We start from the raw sequence: 20,785 nt of genomic DNA, 5'->3' as shown, positions 1-20,785 counted from the left end.
CTAGTCCATGTTGCACGCAACATCTCGCATAAAGTACGCGTCGAAGATCGCGGTGAAATTTGTGAGGACTTCAAATCCGTGTACCGATCGGAAAACCAAGAAGCCGGGCAAAAAGCGCTGGAAGACTTCTGTTCCAAGTGGAAAAAAGCATACCCTAAAATCACAAAATCTCTTGCAGAAAATGCATATTTACTAACGTTTTACTGCTTCCCAAAGTCGATCTGGCGGAGCATTTACTCAACAAATTTAATTGAGTCCTTTAACAAGCAAATAAAGAAATATACAAAGCGCAAAGAGCAATTTCCGAACGAAGAAGCACTGGAACGATTTCTTGTGTCGCAATTTGAAGACTACAACCAACGCTTCGCCACTCGATGCCATATTGGATTTGACAAGGCCCGTGCTGAATTAGCAGCGATGTTTGAAACCCAAGAATAGGACGACTGCATGCATACGCAATTTTGATATTTGGGAAAGGGGTACCCCTTTCCCAAATATCAAAATCATTCCTTCGAATCCAGTGTATAAAATTCAAAAAGTGATAGTCTACAAGAGAAGGTTGGATTATCATTTACACAAAAATATTGACAGTCCCTTTCAGTTAAAATTCCACTATAATAGTATTAACAGAAATTTAAACTACGAATGAAGGAGTCATTTATGTTCATACCTAAGTTTTTTAACATAACGGATGTTGATGAAATCAGAGAATTTGTGCAACAGAACTCATTTGGAACAATTGTTACAACGAAACACGGTAAACCAATTGCGACTCATTTACCTTTAATGTTTCATAAAAATGGAGATCAACACTTTATAACCGGGCATATGGCCTATGGAAATCCTCAGTGGAGAACATTCGATACGAGTGATGATGTCCTCGTTTTGTTCCAGGGTCCACATGCTTACATTTCTTCTTCATGGTACGAACATGAAAATGTCCCAACATGGAATTATCAGGCTGTGCATGTATATGGAACTGCTAGTATTTTGGATGAAAAAGAATTAAAACAAGACTTAACCAGCCTACTTCAAAAATATGAAAAACATCGAGAAAATCCAATTTTATGGGAAAAACTTTCCCCACAACTTTTAGAAAAAGAACTAAAAGGGATTGTAGGATTTAAAATCGATGTGAAGGAAATTCAAGCTGCATATAAATTAAGTCAAAATCGTAACGAAAAGGATTATCTGAACATCGTAGAGGAACTGCATAAGGAGCAAGACATTAACTCTCAACAAATGGCAAAAGTGATGGAAGAGAGAAAAAGTAATTAATTGCCCAGCGATAAAAACTCACTTTGCGAACATGATTTTAACTAAATCGCTCATCCTAGATAAAAAGAGATGAGATGAAATCATGAGAAATACATTTCTGGCACTCGGAATTTTACTCACAATTAGTTCAGCATCAACACATACGTACGCACAGCAAGAAGTACCAGCTTACGCTCCGTGGGGAAAGCTCGCTATTAGGGAGACAAAAATAAAATATCCGGATGCAAATATTATTGACTACTTGCATGAAGGAAGCGAATCTAAAGAGGACTCTACGATTGAAAAGTTTAAACTATGGTTAAAAGATGGGGATCGTGAATTCGGTGTTTTTGTAACAATTACGTATAAGACCAAAACGGGCGAATTGGTTCATATTGAATTTAAAGAAACCGCTAGATAATTGAAAATCAGCTTCCAATGCCAGCACAAATTGAATTTATACTGGCACTGGAAGTCTATTTCATGTTCCGCAAAAAGTTTGGTAAGGGCGATCACATTGCTCCGGTAGTTTTGCGTATTCCAATTGTTCCGTTGTATGTGCATAAGGATTCGAAAGAACCTCAATTAACCGCTCCATAACACGCAAGTCCCCTAGTTGTGCAGCTTCTAGCGCTTCTTCTACTCGATGGTTGCGAGGTATTACCGCTGGATTGCTTTTTCGCATCAACTGTTGCGCGGATTCCTTTGATTCCTGTTGTCTGCTTCGTCTTTCTTGCCACTTCTCATACCATTGGTCAAATTCCTTCTTACCGAACAAAATGGTATCTTCCTTTTTATCAAAAGTTAGTGTACGGAAGGTATTTGTGTAGTCCGCTCGATACTTGTGCATCATGCCGAGGAGTTCTTCGATAAGTGCCTCATCTTCTGCCTCTTCATTAAATAATCCTAGTTTTGCTCGCATTCCCGATAACCAATTAGCGTAATAGAATTCAGGGAACGCTTGAAGCGCTTTTTCGGCCAGTTTATATGCTTCCTCTAGACTTTCATCAAGTAATGGCAATAACGATTCAGCTAATCGCGCTAGATTCCACCCACCGATATTTGGCTGATTGCCATATGCATAGCGACCTTGCGTATCTATGGAACTAAATACTGTTTTTAGGTCATACACATCCATAAAGGCACAAGGACCATAATCAATGGTTTCTCCACTAATGCTCATATTATCCGTGTTCATCACACCGTGAATAAAACCAACGAGTTGCCACTTTGAAATCAGCTCCGCTTGCCGCTTGATCACTTCCTGAAGCAGCGAAAGATAGCGATTCGAATCAGAGTCTACTTCCGGAAAATGGCGCTGCAATGTATAGTCAGCTAGCGTACGAAGATCCTCTTTCGTGCCCCATCTCGCAGCGTATTGAAACGTACCGACACGCAAATGACTACTAGCCACTCGAGTTAAAATGGCCCCAGGTAAATTCGTTTCACGAATGATCGTCTCACCTGTTGTCACTACTGCTAAGCTACGTGTAGTAGGAATACCAAGTGCGTGCATTGCTTCACTCATTATGTACTCACGAAGCATCGGTCCAAGTGCCGCACGACCATCTCCCCCTCGAGAATATATTGTTCTCCCTGAACCCTTCAGTTGAATATCGACCCGCGAATCGTTTGGAGTAATTTGCTCACCAAGCAGAATAGCCCGTCCATCTCCTAACATATTAAAATGCCCGAACTGATGTCCTGCATAAGCCTGAGCAAGTGGCGCAGCACCTTCTGGAACTCTGTTACCCGCTAGCTCTGCAACACCTTCTTCGGTTTGTAACGACTGAGCATCTAACCCCAAAGAATTTGCTAGCGGTTCATTTAGTATCGTCAACTTAGGAACGCGAACAGAATTTAACTCATGTTTTGTGAAAAATATTTTCGGTAGACGAGCATAACTATTATCGAAATTCCACGTCTCTTTCACTTCTTGTTTTTTTGTCATCTTGTCTCCTTATCTTTTTCATTCTTTATCGTCCATTTATTATACCCTTTTAGTGAAATTAATCCTCTTTCTTACTTTTTGATGCATCCTCAATTATCCAGTCCGCGGCACTTAAGAGGTCAGGAAAAACGGCGTCCGCAATCGGGTCACTCTTACCTAAAAATACTCCTTTTGTACCTGCCTTCTTCCCTGCAATAATATCTGTATCGGTATCGCCAACCATGTAAGACTGCGATAAATTAATATCATATTTTTTACCGAGATCTACGATTAACTTGCTGTTTGGCTTGCGACAAGCACACCCAGCTTTTGGTTTATGTGCACAATAGACCGCCTCGTGAATAATCGCTCCTTCTTTCTTGAGCTCCGCAATCATATAATCATGAATTTTAATGAGTTGTGATTCCTTCATAAATCCTAGTCCAACACCGCCTTGATTCGTTACAACGAATATGTAATCAAAGAAAGTATTTAACTTTTTGATAGCTTCCGACACGCCCGGTAAAAAGTATAGCTCATGTGGCTTGTTCACAAATTTAACGCGCTCAGTCAGTACTTCATTGATGACACCATCACGATCCAAAAATACCGCCTTTTTCATTTACTTCACGCCTTTCCAGTATGGTTCCTTGTATCTGCCACTGAGATAAGATTCATCTTTTTCAGACTCCTCTTGTTTAAATGTAACGGACTTTGCTTTATACATTTTACCATTCCAAAAGTAGGCAATAGTTAAATGACCAAGCAATCCTCCATAAACACTATCATCTCGTTATACGTAGGCGCTCATAGTTCCTATTACTGCTCCATTTTCGATAGAATATTCAATTGTCTCCATACTGACATAAGGTTTCCGAGGATTAGTGAAATTATGCTTAGAAATATCAACTTCATATTTCATTTTGCCCGCAATAATAGTCGCAATATTATCATACTTCACTATTTTCAGAAGGCAATTAATGCTCAAGTTAATAGGTTCAACTTGGGCCTCTTCAAATTTATAAGGGTCCTGTATTTGATTGAGGATATGAATATCTTTAAGAGGCTTTCCAATACTAGCTTTATCATTATTTAACACGATGAGAACATCCTCTAGCGTGTCGTGTCACCATTAATATCTCATAATTTAATGCAGGATCGTACTTTCCATGGTACCAGTTTGGAAAATCATAAACTAATTCTCCACGATCACCAATTTGAACAGTAAAATTTTCATAGTCCATCCAGCTTTTTTTATCTGCAATTAAGTAGACTCTTTTATACCATATATCGGACGGTACGCTTATTAATAGCACCACTCGTTCCCTCGCATAAGCCTTTTCTAAACTTAATGATAACATCGAAGTATAAGACAGCTTGCATAAATCATTTCGAACATCTATAAAATCCTTTTGTATTTAAGTTTCCCAGCAGGAGCTTTAAAATACAATTTAATAAATGCTCATCTTGAAGAAACCGCTTGTCAGTAGACTGTTTGATACAATAGCTCTTGCAGCCTTTTTACAATAGAATGAACGGTTATTAATTTAGGAATGGAAATAAGTTGCCCTTTACAAACATGGAGTCCCTAATAATTAGCAATTCATAAATCAACATACTTGTTGCCCTGAAAATTACCAATGAAAATAACAACACTACAAATGATCTAATAATTGCTTCAATCTTATAAAACTAGCATCTATTAACTTGCAGATTATAGGCTTTACCATTCAGCAGATTAATGACAGAATTAAAGCCGTTGCTTTCATGGTAGTCAATCCGCAGTAAATATTTTCCTCGCAATGTCGCGACAGAAGCAAAAAAAGTTCGAATCTAGAAATTCGAACAGTGCAATAAACTACATTTATCCTTATCGACAATCGAACAAACATTTATGTCATACATTGAGAACATCCAAAACAAAGTTTAATCCTTTTATTTACATCCCCATTAATCTGATGATTCATATTGATTGTTCTCCAATCTGCAAAGCAATTTTTCCAAACTGTTCTCCTTCACTCATGCGTTTAAATGCATATAAAGTATCAGAATGTAAAAAGACTTCGTCAATTACTGGCCTCAACTGATATTTTTCGACAAGTTGAAGCATTTCTTTAAACTCTTCACGACTTCCCATCGTTGTTCCTAGTATATTATATTGTCCGAAATAAAGTGATTTTAAATTAATATGAATATCCTCACCAGTCGTAGCTCCAAAACAAACAACAGTTCCACCATCCTGTATTACATCCATAACTTTATCCCAAGTAGCTGGACCGACACTATCAATGATTAAATCAATTTTTTCATTCTTTAATTCTTCTTTCCAATCGCTTTTACTGTTTATAGCCAAATCTGCTCCAAGATCTAGCGCCCGATTCATTTTCTCTTCACTTCTGGAAGATACAATTACCCTTGCACCAATTGCCTTAGCCATCAACAATACAAAAGTTGCAACACCGCTACCTATGCCGGGAATTAAAATCGTTTGTTCAGGTTTCACTTTACCTCTGGTAAACAGTGCACGATAAGCAGTTAGAGCAGCTAATGGAAGAACACCTGCCTCCTCCCATGACAGATGCTTTGGCTTTAATTCCACATTTTGAAATGGTACGTTGATAAATTCTGCAAATGTACCGTGTGAAGGAACACCGAGTATTTCAAATTCACTTGGAGGTGCATCACTTTTAATAGACCATTTCAAACTAGGATTAATAATTACCTCGTCTCCAACTTTCACATTTTCTACACCTTCTCCGATGGCTACAATTATTCCCGCTGCATCCGAGCCTATTACGACAGGCTCGGAATCTTCTTTTCTACGGTGCAGATTCAATAAATCGCGATGGTTCAATCCAGCTGTTTTAATTCGTACTTTTACTTCCTCTTTTTTGGGTTCCAGTTCTTCCATATCCGTGAAATACGTATTTTCAATACCTGGTTTTCCTTTGTGTACGAAAGCTTTCAATACGACCCCTCCAAGTTTATTAAGTTACTATAATATAACTTCAATTACGAACGCATCATCAAAGCTACTCTTTTTGCAGACACAACAAGTTCCCCTTTTTGGTTATACCCTCTATGATCAAACCAAACAATCCCTCTATCAGGATTAGACTTTGATTCTCGTTTATCAATTACTTCAGTTTCACCTCTGAGTGTATCCCCAATCCTCACCGGTGCCGGAAACTTCATTTCTTCATAACCCAAATTTCCAAAGGTGGTTCCTAGTGTTAAATCTGACACAGAGATTCCAACGATAAACGCAGCTGTAAAAAAGCTATTTATTATAATACTTCCATACATACTCGCCTCTCCAAATTCTTTATCCAAATGTAAAGGTTGTGTATTATGAGTCAATGTAGAAAATAATAAGTTATCCGTCTCTGTAACTGTACGTGTAACATCATGTGTATATATATCCCCTATATTTAACTCCTCAAAGTATTTCCCTTTCGCCATTAAACCCACTCCCTAATTAATATTTTTTTCATTACCTCTTAAAATTGTTTGCAAAATCGAGCATTTGTTTAGCTGTTTTAACATGTGCATAATCGATATGTTCCCCATCATATAAAACAGCCGCCTTGCCATTTTTTACACCTGTTTCAAAACTACTGATTAGACCTTTATAATAAGCTATTTGTTCATCTGATATTGAAAACACTTCATTAACTATTTCTACGTTTGAAGGATGTACAATCATTTCGCCTTCAAATCCTAATTGTCTATTAAAACTTACTGCTTTTCTTAATCCTTCTAAGTCATGAACATCCTGCCAAAGTCCACCGATTGGAATAACATTGGCTGCTTTAGCTGCTAGCACAACACGCGAACGAATGTATAGTCTTTCTAAGCCTTCTGCTGTCCACTGATAACCAAGGGATCTCTCAACATCACCACTTTTAGGACTTACACCAGCTAATCCGACCACACGTTCTTTTACTGCTATATCATAAGCAAGATGAATGGACTTAGCAGTTTCTAATGTGGCAATAAACTTAGTCGATCCAACTTCGATTCCTTTTTTAAATTCAATTTCCGAAACAATACTTGTTAAAATATCTATATCTTCCGGTCCTTCTATTTTCGGTAAAACAATGCCTTCTATTTCCGAATGAATAACAGATTCTAAATCATCGATATTAAAACAATACGGTCCCTTATTTATGCGTACATAAACTCGTTGCCCCTTTTGGCTTAAAGCCCCTATTACCTCAGACACTTGAGTTCTTGCTTCCTCTTTTAAGTTATCGGGTACACTATCTTCTAAATCTAGAATTATTGTATCTGAATTATAGTCAGGTATCTTTTCAAACCACTTTTTCTTGGATCCTGGTACAAACAACATCGAGCGAATTGGTTTCATTATTAGTCTCCTTTTAATTAATGGATTTCATTAATAAAGTAATAGATAAAACTAAAATGATTTAGGTAACCCTAAAACTTTTACTGCTACAAAACTTTTTACCAACTCATTCGTGATTGGGGCAAGTCTCGGTAGTCTAGCCATGCGGAACATTCGTTCAATATTGTATTCCTTTGCATACCCATATCCACCAAACACTTGAAAAGCTGCATCCACTGCTTCAAATCCTGCTTCTGAAGCACGTAACTTCGCCATATTTGCTTCTGCACCACAAGGTTTTCCATTTTCATATAACCAGCATGCTTGATAAATCAAAAGTTCAGCTGCTCTCAAGTGTGAATATGCATCTGCTAATGGAAATTGAACCCCTTGATTTTGACCAATCGGTCTATTAAACACAATACGTTCATTCGCATATTTAACAGCCCTTTCTATCCCTCCGTAACCCATACCAACCGCCTCTGCTGCAATCAGCATTCTTTCAGGATTTAAACCGTCCAACAAATAATAAAATCCCTTTCCTTCCTCACCGATCAAGTCAAATTCATCTACAACTAAATTCTCAATAAAAAGTTCATTTGTATCAATCCCATTTCGACCCATTTTCTCAATTTCTTTAATGGTTATGGCAGAGCGATCTAATGGAGCAAAAAACAACGACATTCCGTCTGTCTTTTTCTCCACCTCATCATATGGTGTAGTACGAGTAAGGAGTAAGATTCTATCCGAATGTTGTGCCTTTGTTATAAATACTTTATGTCCATTAATGATATATTTATCGCCTTGTTTCTTAGCAAATGTAGTAATTCTAGATGTATCTGTTCCTGCATTAGGCTCTGTTACTCCAAAACATACATGCATTTTCCCACTGGCAACATCGGGAAGATACTTTTGTAGTTGTTCTTTATTTCCATGATAAAATAATGGATTTGCACCAAACATAGATAAATGAATCGTTGAGGCACCATCCATGCCAGCTGCAGATTTAGCTATCTCCATTAAGATAATGACTGCATCTGTAATGTTAAGCCCCGCTCCGCCATATTCTTCAGATATTAATACACCTATTAAACCTGCTTCCGCACACTGATTCCAAAATTCTGTAGGAAAAGTATGTTCCTTCTCAATATTTCTCCAATACTCATCATCAAAAGACTTACAAATATCTCTTGTAATTTTTTTTAGCATTTCTTGTTCTGGAGTTAATTCAAAATTCATTTCCTATTCCTCCTTGTTCTTTTTTAAATAATTTTATCTAGCTTTAATTGACGAATATCACTATCTGTATAACCGAATTCCTTAAGAATTTCGACGTTATGTTCTCCGAGTTTTGGTACAGGTCGTTGGATTTTTGACTCAGCATGAAGAAACTTGTATGGAAAATTTATTCCAGAAACCTCTCCTAAGTTTCCTTGCGTCCAGTTTACGATCAAATCTCTTGCTTTTGTTTGATCCTTATTTAAAACTTGAGCAATATCATTCACCAATGAACATGGAACCCCCTTTTCCTTTAGTAACTTCACCCACTCGGAACCTTGCTTTTTAAGCAAGCCCTGTTGTACTTGACCATCTATTTCATCTCTGTTATTTAGTCTTCCTATATCAGTTGTGTACGGTGTTTTTTTATATTTTTCTTCAAGATCTAATACTTCGCATAGCTCAAGCCATTGTTTATTATTACAAATCACATGTAAATAAGTTCCATCTCCCGTTAAATAATTCTTACTTGGAACTCGATGTGGATGTTGCGACCCCATACGTTCAGGCACATTATCCGTAAAAAAGGGGATTGCTGTTAGTACTCCTAATAACGAAACAACGGAATCAAAAAGGGCTATGTCAATATTTTCCCCTTGTCCAGTTATTGCACGTTTGTATAGTGCAGCTGATACTGCAAAAGCCCCATATAAACCCGCCGAAATATCAGCAATTGGGAACATTGTTTTAACTGGAGCACCATTTTGATCTCCCGTTAAACTCATAACGCCAGCATCTGCCTGAATAATAGGGTCATACCCTTTTACGGTTCTATTAGGTCCAGTTTGACCATATGCAGATAAACTCAAATAGATTATTTTGGGATTTATTTCTTTCAGTCTTTCATAGGATATACCGAGTTTTTCTGCTACACCCGGAGCAAAGTTTTCTACCACAACATCACATGTTTCGACCAAATCTTTAATAATTTTAAGAGATTCCTCAGTTTTCAAATTTAATGTAAGGGATCTTTTACTTCTATTCAAAGCCATAAAGTACCCACTCCACTCTTCCTTAATGGGGTACCAATTTCTAGTCTCATCACCAATAGTAGTCTCTTCTACCTTAATAACATCTGCACCCAATTCTGCAAGCATTTGAGTACAATATGGACCAGAAAAAACACGAGTGAAGTCTAAAACACGTATATTTTCAAACAAATTCATCACTCCTTTCTAAATATTTTCATTACACTAATCTCAGAAAAAAGTTATAGAGAACGTCAAATCTCAAAATCTACTATGACTAAGTCAATTAGGCCAATGTTATTAAGATATGATACAACCTCTTGATGTTTTGGGTGTGGTCCGTACTCTTCTAAAGCTAATTTATTTGTTAATATTACTGAAAGTCCAATATCATAACCTTTATTTCTTTCAGAAAAGTTATGTCCTGCTTTCAAGTCTTCAATCCCAGGGATACTGTCTTTTAGTGATTTTAATCTTAAAATAGCTTCTTTTTTTTGTTCGTCACTGGTAGATGAATCAAACTTAAATAAGACTAGATGATTATACATCTGCTATTATCACCTCTAGTTATTAAAATTTGCATTTCTTCTATTAAATAAACGAGCGATCTCCTTTTAACAGGCGTTTCGCAATTGTATTTTTTTGAATTTCAGTTGTTCCATCAGGAATTCGTTGGGATCTGGCCCATCTCCATACTTTTTCCAGTTTTAATTCATTTGTTAAGCCCATCCCACCGTGAATCTGCATGCAACGATCAGCAACTCGTTGTAACATTTCTGTAGAAAAGGCTTTAATCATTGAGATTTCTTTAATAGGAATACTCTCTTGATTTTCCATTTTCCATGCACAATGTAGAAGCATATTACGAGCTGCATAAATATCCAATGCACAATCAGCCAACATTATTTGTACAGCTTGATGCTGTCCAATAGTAACACCAAAAGTTTTTCGTTCATTTGCATAATCTATTGCCAAGTCCAAAGCCCACTGCGCAGCTCCTACACAGTTTGCCGCCATTACTACACGACCAATATCAACACCATGCAATGCTTTGCCAAATCCTTGATGCAAATCACCAATGATATATTTTTCATGTACTCGGGCATTTTCAAGTGATACAATACCAATTCTTCCACCTAAATGTCCTAATATAGGTATAACCGATGTATTTACACATGTTTCACCATCAAATGGAACTAAGAAACAGCTTATGCCACCTTTTCTTTTTGCAAATAATTCGGAATCTGTAATTGCAAAAACCATTGAATATTGAGCGTAAGGTGAATAAGAAATCCATTGTTTTGTGCCATTTATAATCCAGTGATCACCATCTTTTTCTGCTTTTGTTTTCATACTCCATACATCTGAACCAGCATCTGGTTCACTTAAGCCGAAACAAAGCAAGGTTTCACCACTTTCTACACCAGGTAATATTTCATCTTTTACTTCCGGGTGAAGTCCTAGTAAGACAGGTGTAAGACCATTTGTGAATAACCCTCCAGGGAATATTTCCATAATAAGTGGATCATATCCATGTTTTTTCATAATTGACTCGTGGACTAGCGCTACCGCTATAGGACCAAACATATCCCCATTTCCACCAAGAGCAGGGTCACCAAACATATTGTAAAATCCAGCCTCTGCTGATTTCATTCTTATTTCCCGCATTGCATCTAGAATTTCTTTAGAAAACCGGCCGTCCTCATCATAATAGTATCTTTCATTTTCTATCTGTTTCTGATATTTACTCTTAATAGGTGTTATTTCTCGTTCAATAAATTTATCTATAGAAGTAATAACTTCTTTAATCTCATCAGGTATTTTGAAATCAATCACTGACACCCCTCCTAGTTAGTATATTTTAAATTTTCAGACTATTTATATCAAAATAATATTACTAATTGTTTGGAGGGAGAATTGCTTCAAATATCCCAGAACCTTTTATTTCTCCATCGCTATTTTTTGCAACAACCTCACATACCATTTTATTATCTGATCCAATGCTAATTACTTTCCCACTTATTTCAATTTTTTCCTCTGGAAAAGTCATTTTTTGAAAACGAAATTTTAATTTACTAACATACTTCCTTGGAATCCAAGAAGTCACAGCTTGACCAGCCATTCCCATAATCAACATACCATGGGCGATAATTCCAGAGCCTGCTTTCTCTCCAACTTCTTCTACCGTGTGAAGTGGATTAAAATCTCCCGATGCCCCCGCATATTTCACCAATTGAACCCTTGTTATAGGCTCTTTTTTGAGGACAGGAAATATATATCCTTCTTTTAAATAATCAAGATTCATCAATCTCTCACTCCCTCTATACAACATACTTTTCAAGCACGATTAATAATCACATTTCTAGATATAGCAACTAATTTATCTTGATCATTTCTATATTGATTTTCTGTTGTGATTAAATCCATTTTTCCAGTTGATCCCGTTTTCGTTTCGTGATGAATAACTTTACTTGTAACGGTAATCTGATCCCCAGCATAAATTTCCCCTAAGTATTCAAATTCTTGTTCACCGTTTAAAACTTTAATCTTATTTAGTTTCAGCTTTTTCGCTTTTTCTTCAAATCCATATCCGCCCCACAAATCAATTGTATTGAGAAAAGTAAGAGGAATAGGAATGCCATCATATCCTGCTTCTTTCGCAGCTTCTATACTTGTGTAAATCGGGTTATCATCACCAATTGCATTCATTAGTTCTCTGATCTTCCCTTTTTCTATATCAAAACTGTAAGGTTTAAATTCAACTCCAATTAAATCCTGTGTATTTGACAAATTCATTTATTTCTCCCTCCAAAAAAGATGTACTTCCCTTCCACTCTTTTTACACTAAAGGATCCCAATTAAATAATTCCCCACTCGTTTGAACTGGAGTAAAATCCGATTTAAACGATTGTTTCATCCCAGCTAGACTTTCGACCGTCCAACCTTCCGCATTGTATGCAGTACGCACTGGCTTGGGTTGTGAAAACAGTATTATCTCTTTACCTCTTACTCCAAATAATTGACCATTTACATCTGCAGCATCCTCTGTTGCTAGATAAGCCACCATTGGCGCAATAAGTTGTGGTGATAATTTTTTTAGTTTTTCAACCTTTGCCATTTCTTCTGGTGTATCTGTTGGTTTCGTTCCTACTAATCTACTCCAAGCAAATGGGGCAATTGCATTAGCCGTAACATTATAGCGGGCCATATCTATCGCTGTAGATTTCGTTAACCCTACAATCCCAAGTTTTGCCGCTGAATAATTTGCTTGACCAACATTCCCAATGAGACCAGAAGTGGATGTGAAGTTGATAAATCTACCACTTTTTTGCTCTTTGAAATATGGGGCAGCAATGCGTGTTAAATTAAAGCATCCTTTTAAATGTACGGCAATTACTGCATCCCACTCTTCTTCTGACATTTTAAAGATCATTCTATCCCTGACAATCCCAGCGTTGTTTACTACAATATCTAACGTTCCAAATTGATTAAATGCAGTTTGTACCATATTTTCAACGTTTTCATATTCTGTAATGGAATCATAATTGGCAATAGCTTCTCCACCAAATTCCTTTATAGCATCAACTGTTTGATCAGCTACCTCTACGGTTTTACCAGTTCCGTCACTCTCGCCACCGAGATCATTTACGATTACTTTTGCTCCTTCTTTTGCTAATAAAATAGCAATTTCACGGCCAATTCCGCGGCCAGCTCCGGTAACTATTGCGACTTTATCTTCTAGACTTTGCATATTTATATAACCCCCCTTAAAGTTCTTCTTTTTAAACCATGGTTAAACCGCCACTTACAGAAATAGTTTGCCCAGTAACATAATCTGCATCGTTAGAAGCAAAGTAAGCAACAGCTTTTGCAATATCTTCTGCTTGTGCTAATCTTCTAAATGGAATAGATTTTTCAAGTGCCTCTTTCAAGCCTTCATTACTCATCTCTGCAAAAAGTGGAGTATCTGTTGGACCAGGAGCGATGCAGTTTATATTGATATTATATCGAGCCATTTCCCTTGCAATAGTCTTTGAAAAAGCGATCAAGCCACCTTTTGTACCCGAGTAAACTGCTTCACCAACAGAACCCACTCGTCCAGCATCTGAGGCAATATTAATAATTTTTCCAGCTTTTTGTTCAATCATCATCGGTAAAATGGCTTTACATGTATGAATTGGACCTAAGAAGTTAATCTTAATTACTTTATCCCATGTTTCTGGTTCGCTTTTTAAAAAGGGTTCTACTTTATCCCAACCTGCATTATTTACTAAAATATCAATTTTTCCGTAATGATTTTTTACTTTTTCTACTGCCTGGGTTACGTCGAACAAACTGGTTACATCACAGTGAACAGCTAATGCTTTTCCTCCACTTTCTTCAATTGCTTTGACAGTCTTCTTTGCATCGTCTTCATTTATATCCGCAACAACAATAGACATTCCATTTGATGCTAATTCTAATGCTATTGCTTCGCCCATACCTCTACCAGCACCAGTTACAAAAGCTACCTTATAATTAGACATTTAACACTCATCTCCCCTATTTATTGCAATTTATCGACTGGACCAAATTGGTTGTCTTTTCTCAACGAATGCTTTTGTACCTTCAATTCTATCTTCTGCTCCATATAATACAGCGATCGTTTGTTTTTCCAGTTCAATGGCAGTTTGTAAATTAGTGTTCAACTGAATATTCGCTAGTCTTTTTGCAGCCCCAATAACAGCAGGTGCTTTGTTAGTAAGGTTACTAGCAAATTCAACGGCCGTTTCCATTACAAGATCACTTGATACTACCTTATTTACTAGACCAAAGGAGGCTGCATCGACTGCTGTTAATGGTTCCCCTGTTAAAAGCATTTCCTTGAATTTTGGAAAAGGTACTAATTTCTGCAAACGAGATGCACCGCCCCAACCTGGGATCAACCCTAGTTTTATCTCTGGTATGGCAAATTTGCCGTCATCTGCAGCAATTCGAAAATCACAAGCAAGACTGATTTCACATCCACCACCATATGCAATTCCATTTACTACAGCAATAGATGGTTTGCTTAATTGTTCCAACCGCAGTAGGACCTCATGCCCTAAATCAGTTGTATTTAATAATTCTGCTGTTGATTGATATGAATTTAATTCATCAATATCAGCTCCCGCAGCAAAAACTTTTCTATTTCCAGTAATAATTAAAACTTTAATATCATCGTCCTTTTCTACAATTCCAATAAGCTCATTTAGTTCAGAAAGCATCTCTCGACTAATTGCATTTAACTTCTTCGGTCGATTCAGCGTGATATAAGCAATCTCTTTAACCTTCTCAAATAATAAAGTATTAAGTATCATATTAATTCCTACTTTCTAAATTTATTAAAATTAACTGGACGCTTTTCAACAAAGGCATTTTTACCTTCTAGTGCTTCTTCGGTATTGTAGTACATGGCAACGCTACCTAATCCCATTTGGGAAATCCCTTGGATATTAGCACTGTCTGCGTTAAATGAATACTTAATCATTTTTAAAGCAGTAGGACTTTTCTCTAAAATTAAATTGCACCATTCCTCCACGCTTTCATCTAATTTTTCATGAGGCACTACCTTGTTAATAAGTCCCATTTGTAAAGCCTGTTCCGCATTATATTGAAGACAAAGATACCAAATTTCTCTTGCCTTTTTCTCTCCAATAATTCTTGCTAAATAAGCTGTTCCTAGTCCAGCGTCAAAGCTTCCTACTTTAGGTCCTGTTTGACCAAAAATAGCTTTATCTGAGGCAATAGTTAAGTCACAAATTACTTGTAATACATGCCCTCCACCAATTGCATAACCATTTACTGCAGCGATAACAGGTTTAGGAATATCTCTCATAACACCATGAAGTGCTTCAATTTCTAAACCAACACCACCTCCCAATCCTTTTGAATCACCATACCCATCAAGATCACGCGCTTTTTGGTCTCCACCAGTACAAAAGGATTTATCTCCAGCACCTGTTAATACGACAACTCCGACAGTATTATCATCCCAAGCATCTCTAAATGCCCAGATCATTTCTCTTACCGTTTGTGGTCGAAATGCATTATATACTTGGGGACGGTTCATCGTGATTTTTGCAATTCCATTTGTTTTCTCATATAAAATGTCTAATAATTCCATCTTAAATCCCTCCATTAGTTGTATTTAAAGCTTGAATTCTTTTCCAAACAATTTTTTTCCAATGACTATTTTTTGTATTTGTGCTGTTCCATCGCCAATTTCCATTCCCATAACATCACGTAATCTCTGTTCAATTGGCATTTCTTTCGTGTAAGCATAATGGCCATTTAATAGTAAACAATCCTGAATCGCTTCTCGCGAGACTTTTGGTCCGAGCCATTTACACATAGCAGCTTCAGCTGTATGTGTCATACCCTGATCTCTCATCCATAGACCACGATAACATTGCCAACGTACCAACTCCATTTGTGTATAATGTTCAACTATTGGAAAAGATACACCCTGATTTCTTACTAAAGGTTTACCAAAAGACTCTCTAGTTTTCACATGCTCTATTGTTTCCTCAATAGTTTGGTAGGCTGAACCTAAAGCTTGTAAACCTAGTAAGAATCGGCTAAAGTCAAACCCATTCATCACTTGATAGAATCCTTTTCCTTCTTCACCAAGTAAGTTTTCTTTTGGTATTTCTACTCGATCCAAATAAAGTGATCCGCGTCCAGTAGGAATATTGCCTACATCTTCGTATCCTTTTTTATCAAATCCAATACGATCTGATTCGATTAAAAATGCACTAACACCACGAGAACCTAGCTCTGGATCCGTTTTTGCAAAAACGATAAAGGCATCTGCTACTGTTGCTAACGTAATCCCCGATTTTTCCCCAGAAATAATGTAGGAGTCGCCTCTTCGTTCCGCTTTCGTTTTAAGCCCTGCCGCATCAGATCCTGAACCCGGCTCCGTTATAGCAATCCCAATTATCTTTTCACCACTTGCAAAAGGAGGTAGCCATTTACTTTTCATCTCTTCAGAAGCATGCTTCGTAATAATTTCTCCAATAAGCGCATTCGACGAGACAGCAGCAGTCATGCTAAAATTACCACGTCCAATTTCTTCCGCTGCTATACCTGTAGTGACACAATCGACTTCACTGCCTCCATATTTAGCAGGTATTCGCAGTCCCGTAAGTCCTATTTCTCCCATTTTTTTCCAAAGACGACCTGGAAAAATCCCTTTTCGATCCCATTCCATGTAAGTCGGCAATAGCTCTGATTTCGTAAAATCCTTAAGTACTTTACGAAATTCTTCTTGTTCTTCTGTAAATGCAAAATTCAACATGAGTATTCCCACCTTCTCGCTTATGATATTTATAATTTTTTAATAGCCCACTAGTTATTTAGGAATAATAAGGTGGTGCTGTCAGCGTAATTCCTCCGTCGACAACAATTGTTTGACCACAGATAAATTCAGATTCAGGGGAACATAAAAAAGCAATAACACCTGCTATATCCTGTGGTGTTCCCATTCTGCCTTTTGGTGTTGCAGCAAGCCATTCCTTATTCCATGATTCCCAATTGTCTCCAGCATATGTCCGTGATGAATCTGTTTCTATTGCTCCAGGGTTCACAGAGTTTACATTTATCCCATGATTTGCAAGTTCACATGCCCAATAACGAGTTAGGGATTCAAGTGAAGCTTTGACTGCACCTAACATCCCATGAAATTTTACGTATTTTATACTATCAAATCCGGAAACTGTAACAATTTTTCCAGATCGACCCGACATGAGCGGTGTTGCCTCTTGTACTGCAACTAATGCTCCTTTAATGGTTAGATTAAATGTTCGGTCCATGTTGTGTTCTTTCAAATCGTTAAGTGGTTTAAAGGCTGTAGCCGCAGCATTTAATACTAGAGCGTCCAAGTGCCCTATTTTACTTCGAATCTCATTAACCATTGCCCTAATTTCATCAGTGTTTTCTAGATCAGCAGCTATTGTTAATCCGTCTGCTCCCAATTCTCTAACTTCTTCCAAAACCTGTTTTGCTAAAGATTCATTTTTCTTATAATGTACGATTATGTCATATCCTTGCTTTGCCAATTCAAGGGCTGTCGCTCGACCAATCCCACGTGAACTTCCTGTAATAAGTGCTGTTTTTGTCATGAGACCTCTCCTACTTTCCCTACTATTATTCTTTGAATCTAATATGACTTAATGAATCTTTGCCATATTTCCGATTACAAACTATAATGCAATTTCCATGCCAACTTTTAACTCATTGTTTAATTGGGTGTATGTATAAATTTTTTTGATCCGGCGAATTAAGTCGCAAGAATACGAAGCGGGAGTGCAAATAGTGATTTATGCAACAGATTTTTCCATTAAATATTCAGCAAAAAAATAAAAGGGCTGTCCAGAAAGTAAGTTTTCACCTAACTTTCTGGACAGCCATCCTTTCACACAAAAATATTAATTAGTCGCCTTACGCAAAATATATTGGTAATGTAGGGTTTTGTTTAATCTAAATTAACCCAGATACTCTTCGTTTCTGTGAACATATCAATAGCAGCAGAACCATTTTCTCTGCCCAGTCCACTTTGTTTGTAACCCCCATAGGGTGAGGCTGGATCTAAAAGATTGTAGGTGTTTATCCAGACATTCCCCGTTCTCATTGCATTGGCTACTTTGTGTGCTTTACGGATATCTGTTGTGCAGACCCCACCACCCAACCCGTATTCCGTTTGGTTTGCTAACCGAATCACTTTATCGATATCGTTAAATGGCATCCCTGTTACAACTGGACCAAAGATCTCCTCTCTAGCAATTGTCATATCATTCGAAACATTCGCCAGAACAGTAGGTTTCACATAGTAACCATTTGCTAACTCGGCCTCAGTAGGATTTCCACCAACTAATAGTTCAGCACCTTCTTGCAGACCAATATCCACGTAGCCCAGCACGCTATTTTTCTGTTTTTCGGAAATAAGTGGTCCTAAAATAGTTGATTGATCAAATCCATTCCCCAGTTTGAAATTCTTCGTGTATTCTGCTAAATCACTCATGAATTTATCGTAAATTTTGTTTTCAACAAATAATCTAGAGCCAGCAATGCACGCTTGACCCGAATTAAAGAAGACAGCATTTGCCGCATTCTGAAGTGCGGTTTCATAATCAGCATCTGCAAAAATAATATGTGCAGATTTACCACCGAGTTCAAGGGATACTTTTTTCACATTGTCAGCACTCGATCTAATAATTTGTTTCCCAACTTCGGTAGAACCTGTAAATGAAATTTTATCAACATTCGGATGCTCGGTTAAAGCTGCGCCTGCAATCGAGCCAGAACCAGGCACAATGTTCACAACGCCATCCGGGAATCCAGCTTCCTGAACAAGTTCACCAAGTCGTAAAACAGTCAATGGCGTCAGTGAAGCAGGGTTAAGCACCACCGTATTACCTGTAGCTAATGGAGCTGATAATTTTAATATAGCCATATAGAGAGGGCCATTCCATGGTGTAATTCCACCGATAACACCAATTGGTTCTCTTCGTGTATAATTGAAAATATTACCTGGTACAGAAACAGGTATTGTTTCACCTGTAATTTTCGTTGTCCATCCCGCAAAATAACGTAAATTATCTACACTCAAACTCACAAAACTTTCAGTGATACTTAGTGGCGCACCATTATCAAGTGTTTCTAAATGAGAAAATTCTTCTGCGTTTGCTTCGAGAAGATCAGCAAACTTTAGGAGTAAGTTCCCCCGTTCGTTTGGTTTCATTTTCGGCCATGGTCCTTCTTCAAATGCTTTACGTGCGGCCGCTACTGCTCGGTTAATATCTTCCACACCACCTTCTGGAACCGTGGTTATCACCTCACCAGTTGCAGGATTCTTTGTTTCAATTCTTTTTCCAGATGCAGCTTCCACCCATTGACCGTTAATAAGCATCTTTCTAGGTGTGGCAATAAATTTAGCAGCGTTCGCATTTAGCGAAGTTAATGTTGTTTGCAAAATAATACCCCTCTCTTCTGAATCTTTTTACTAATATCTCAATATTCGTTTCAAAATTGACTTGGGTTAGCAAGACTTTTCAAAACCACAGCAATATTATTAAGAGTCGTATCACCCCTTTCCTTATTTTCCTTTAAAATGTTTGAAAATTATAATTACTTTTTACTATTATTAAATTTAACTATGAGATGGAAATATGATAAATGGAATTCGTGACTTAACACTCTTCAGTAAAGTTAAAATAGGGTATACTATAGTTTTTACAATTATTTCATCACACTTTTGCCCTCTTCATTAATGTGTACATGCAAGTACTATGCCAACTTTTAATTAATCACTATATCAGTCAAAATAGATAATGTATTATCAATTTTGCTAAATGTTTTGCATTTATGCGACGAAATTACGCGAATCATAAAGCGATTTTTATGCTTGTTAACAACGCCAAATAATGCTCACAAAGAAAGATGGGAAATTCTAGCGCTTACATAAAAAAAATAAAGAAGAAGTCATGAGGTATTGAAGGATCCACCTCATCCGATAAAGCAAAATCTCTGTTTTTTTTGGAGATCGAAATACAGAGTGCCACAACCCTATTCGCTATCAGATACTGACACTTATAAATGAAAAAGACGAAAAATAGCAGAAAAAATCCGATTTTTGTTCAAATTGAACAATATCGGATTTTCTTTTTTTTTATAAGCTTTAAAATTTAAAAGGTAAATTTTTCAGCTGCCTCTGGGCTATCGAGTCTTTTTTCCATTGGAATTCAAGCCATTTGAATCGGCCTATTTTATTTGGAAAATCCAATAACACATAATTATACTGCTTTTCATCGCATACTTATATGGTTTTTGAAAAAAGCGATTATAACTTCAATCCCTTTCCACAATTTTTTGGTGCAAACATTAGCCGTGATATGGAAAATGTCGTTTTCCATTTCCAATGTAGATTAAGGGTTAAGAGCGAGTGAGGTTTACCTACATTTGGGTAATCTCTGACTTGTTTTT

23 protein-coding genes are annotated in these 20,785 nt (G+C 37.1%); 3 read left to right on the top strand and 20 right to left on the bottom strand.

Translation table 11 applies throughout. From position 1 onward, the window contains the following. The 3 genes from ACIQYS_RS20080 to ACIQYS_RS20070 form a co-directional block, all read left to right on the top strand. Window positions 1-438: transposase (locus ACIQYS_RS20080; protein ID WP_402984040.1), on the top strand; the 438-nt coding region annotated here is incomplete at its 5' end. Between the two features lie 222 nt (window positions 439-660). Continuing rightward, on the top strand, window positions 661-1,278 hold the full coding sequence (locus ACIQYS_RS20075) for an FMN-binding negative transcriptional regulator (RefSeq protein WP_402984038.1): 618 nt from the start codon (window positions 661-663) through the stop codon (window positions 1,276-1,278). An 82-nt stretch (window positions 1,279-1,360) separates the two neighbouring features. Then, window positions 1,361-1,678: a DUF3889 domain-containing protein gene (locus ACIQYS_RS20070; RefSeq protein WP_402984036.1), complete on the top strand. Its 318-nt coding sequence runs from the start codon at window positions 1,361-1,363 to the stop codon at window positions 1,676-1,678. A 60-nt stretch (window positions 1,679-1,738) separates the two neighbouring features. Here ACIQYS_RS20070 and ACIQYS_RS20065 read toward each other — a convergent pair whose 3' ends face one another. The 20 genes from ACIQYS_RS20065 to ACIQYS_RS19970 form a co-directional block, all read right to left on the bottom strand. Continuing rightward, window positions 1,739-3,208, bottom strand: a complete 1,470-nt coding sequence (locus ACIQYS_RS20065) for a protein adenylyltransferase SelO (RefSeq protein ID WP_402984033.1) — start codon at window positions 3,206-3,208, stop codon at window positions 1,739-1,741. 58 nt (window positions 3,209-3,266) lie between these two features. Beyond that, window positions 3,267-3,809, bottom strand: a complete 543-nt coding sequence (locus ACIQYS_RS20060; protein ID WP_402984030.1) for a D-glycero-alpha-D-manno-heptose-1,7-bisphosphate 7-phosphatase — start codon at window positions 3,807-3,809, stop codon at window positions 3,267-3,269. Between the two features lie 171 nt (window positions 3,810-3,980). Then, window positions 3,981-4,286 carry a hypothetical protein gene (locus tag ACIQYS_RS20055; protein ID WP_402984027.1) on the bottom strand — a complete coding sequence of 102 codons (306 nt, stop codon included), beginning with the start codon at window positions 4,284-4,286 and terminating at the stop codon, window positions 3,981-3,983. Beyond that, window positions 4,276-4,506, bottom strand: a complete 231-nt coding sequence (locus ACIQYS_RS20050; protein WP_402984024.1) for a hypothetical protein — start codon at window positions 4,504-4,506, stop codon at window positions 4,276-4,278. The genes ACIQYS_RS20055 and ACIQYS_RS20050 overlap by 11 nt, the downstream gene beginning before the upstream one ends. Window positions 4,507-5,150: 644 nt before the next feature. After that, window positions 5,151-6,155 (bottom strand): zinc-binding dehydrogenase, encoded by a 1,005-nt coding sequence (locus ACIQYS_RS20045; protein ID WP_402984022.1) that lies wholly within the window; start codon window positions 6,153-6,155, stop codon window positions 5,151-5,153. A gap of 44 nt (window positions 6,156-6,199) precedes the next feature. After that, the gene (locus ACIQYS_RS20040; protein WP_402984019.1) at window positions 6,200-6,649 is read right to left on the bottom strand and encodes a MaoC family dehydratase; all 450 of its coding nucleotides are present in this window, start codon (window positions 6,647-6,649) and stop codon (window positions 6,200-6,202) included. A gap of 31 nt (window positions 6,650-6,680) precedes the next feature. Further along, window positions 6,681-7,556 carry an HpcH/HpaI aldolase/citrate lyase family protein gene (locus tag ACIQYS_RS20035; protein ID WP_402984016.1) on the bottom strand — a complete coding sequence of 292 codons (876 nt, stop codon included), beginning with the start codon at window positions 7,554-7,556 and terminating at the stop codon, window positions 6,681-6,683. A gap of 51 nt (window positions 7,557-7,607) precedes the next feature. After that, window positions 7,608-8,774: an acyl-CoA dehydrogenase family protein gene (locus ACIQYS_RS20030; RefSeq protein ID WP_402984014.1), complete on the bottom strand. Its 1,167-nt coding sequence runs from the start codon at window positions 8,772-8,774 to the stop codon at window positions 7,608-7,610. A gap of 23 nt (window positions 8,775-8,797) precedes the next feature. Next, the gene (locus tag ACIQYS_RS20025; protein WP_402984011.1) at window positions 8,798-9,973 is read right to left on the bottom strand and encodes a CaiB/BaiF CoA transferase family protein; all 1,176 of its coding nucleotides are present in this window, start codon (window positions 9,971-9,973) and stop codon (window positions 8,798-8,800) included. Window positions 9,974-10,035: 62 nt separating this feature from the next. Beyond that, window positions 10,036-10,329: a Dabb family protein gene (locus ACIQYS_RS20020; protein WP_402984009.1), complete on the bottom strand. Its 294-nt coding sequence runs from the start codon at window positions 10,327-10,329 to the stop codon at window positions 10,036-10,038. Window positions 10,330-10,372: 43 nt separating this feature from the next. Continuing rightward, window positions 10,373-11,617, bottom strand: a complete 1,245-nt coding sequence (locus ACIQYS_RS20015) for an acyl-CoA dehydrogenase family protein (RefSeq protein ID WP_402984006.1) — start codon at window positions 11,615-11,617, stop codon at window positions 10,373-10,375. A 61-nt stretch (window positions 11,618-11,678) separates the two neighbouring features. Beyond that, window positions 11,679-12,086, bottom strand: a complete 408-nt coding sequence (locus tag ACIQYS_RS20010; RefSeq protein WP_402984003.1) for a MaoC/PaaZ C-terminal domain-containing protein — start codon at window positions 12,084-12,086, stop codon at window positions 11,679-11,681. 32 nt (window positions 12,087-12,118) lie between these two features. Further along, window positions 12,119-12,577, bottom strand: coding sequence for an FAS1-like dehydratase domain-containing protein (locus ACIQYS_RS20005; protein WP_402984000.1), 459 nt, complete (start codon window positions 12,575-12,577; stop codon window positions 12,119-12,121). A 43-nt stretch (window positions 12,578-12,620) separates the two neighbouring features. Continuing rightward, window positions 12,621-13,532 carry an SDR family NAD(P)-dependent oxidoreductase gene (locus ACIQYS_RS20000; RefSeq protein ID WP_402983997.1) on the bottom strand — a complete coding sequence of 304 codons (912 nt, stop codon included), beginning with the start codon at window positions 13,530-13,532 and terminating at the stop codon, window positions 12,621-12,623. Between the two features lie 31 nt (window positions 13,533-13,563). Further along, a complete protein-coding gene (locus ACIQYS_RS19995) occupies window positions 13,564-14,307 on the bottom strand; it encodes an SDR family NAD(P)-dependent oxidoreductase (protein ID WP_402983994.1) in 744 nt (247 codons plus the stop codon). A gap of 30 nt (window positions 14,308-14,337) precedes the next feature. After that, complete coding sequence (locus ACIQYS_RS19990) at window positions 14,338-15,120, bottom strand: enoyl-CoA hydratase/isomerase family protein (RefSeq protein ID WP_402983992.1); 783 nt, start codon at window positions 15,118-15,120, stop codon at window positions 14,338-14,340. A gap of 8 nt (window positions 15,121-15,128) precedes the next feature. Further along, window positions 15,129-15,926 carry a 1,4-dihydroxy-2-naphthoyl-CoA synthase gene (menB, locus tag ACIQYS_RS19985; RefSeq protein ID WP_402983989.1) on the bottom strand — a complete coding sequence of 266 codons (798 nt, stop codon included), beginning with the start codon at window positions 15,924-15,926 and terminating at the stop codon, window positions 15,129-15,131. 24 nt (window positions 15,927-15,950) lie between these two features. After that, window positions 15,951-17,102 (bottom strand): acyl-CoA dehydrogenase family protein, encoded by a 1,152-nt coding sequence (locus ACIQYS_RS19980; protein WP_402983987.1) that lies wholly within the window; start codon window positions 17,100-17,102, stop codon window positions 15,951-15,953. A gap of 58 nt (window positions 17,103-17,160) precedes the next feature. Further along, window positions 17,161-17,925 (bottom strand): SDR family oxidoreductase, encoded by a 765-nt coding sequence (locus tag ACIQYS_RS19975; protein WP_402983984.1) that lies wholly within the window; start codon window positions 17,923-17,925, stop codon window positions 17,161-17,163. Window positions 17,926-18,278: 353 nt separating this feature from the next. Further along, window positions 18,279-19,775 carry an aldehyde dehydrogenase family protein gene (locus tag ACIQYS_RS19970; protein WP_402983982.1) on the bottom strand — a complete coding sequence of 499 codons (1,497 nt, stop codon included), beginning with the start codon at window positions 19,773-19,775 and terminating at the stop codon, window positions 18,279-18,281. Window positions 19,776-20,785 lie beyond the last annotated feature (1,010 nt).

This window comes from Psychrobacillus sp. NPDC096426, assembly GCF_044762745.1.
Lineage (GTDB): Bacteria > Bacillota > Bacilli > Bacillales_A > Planococcaceae > Psychrobacillus.
Note: the sequence above shows the minus strand (reverse complement) of the source record. Positions and strands in the feature narration are given on the sequence as shown.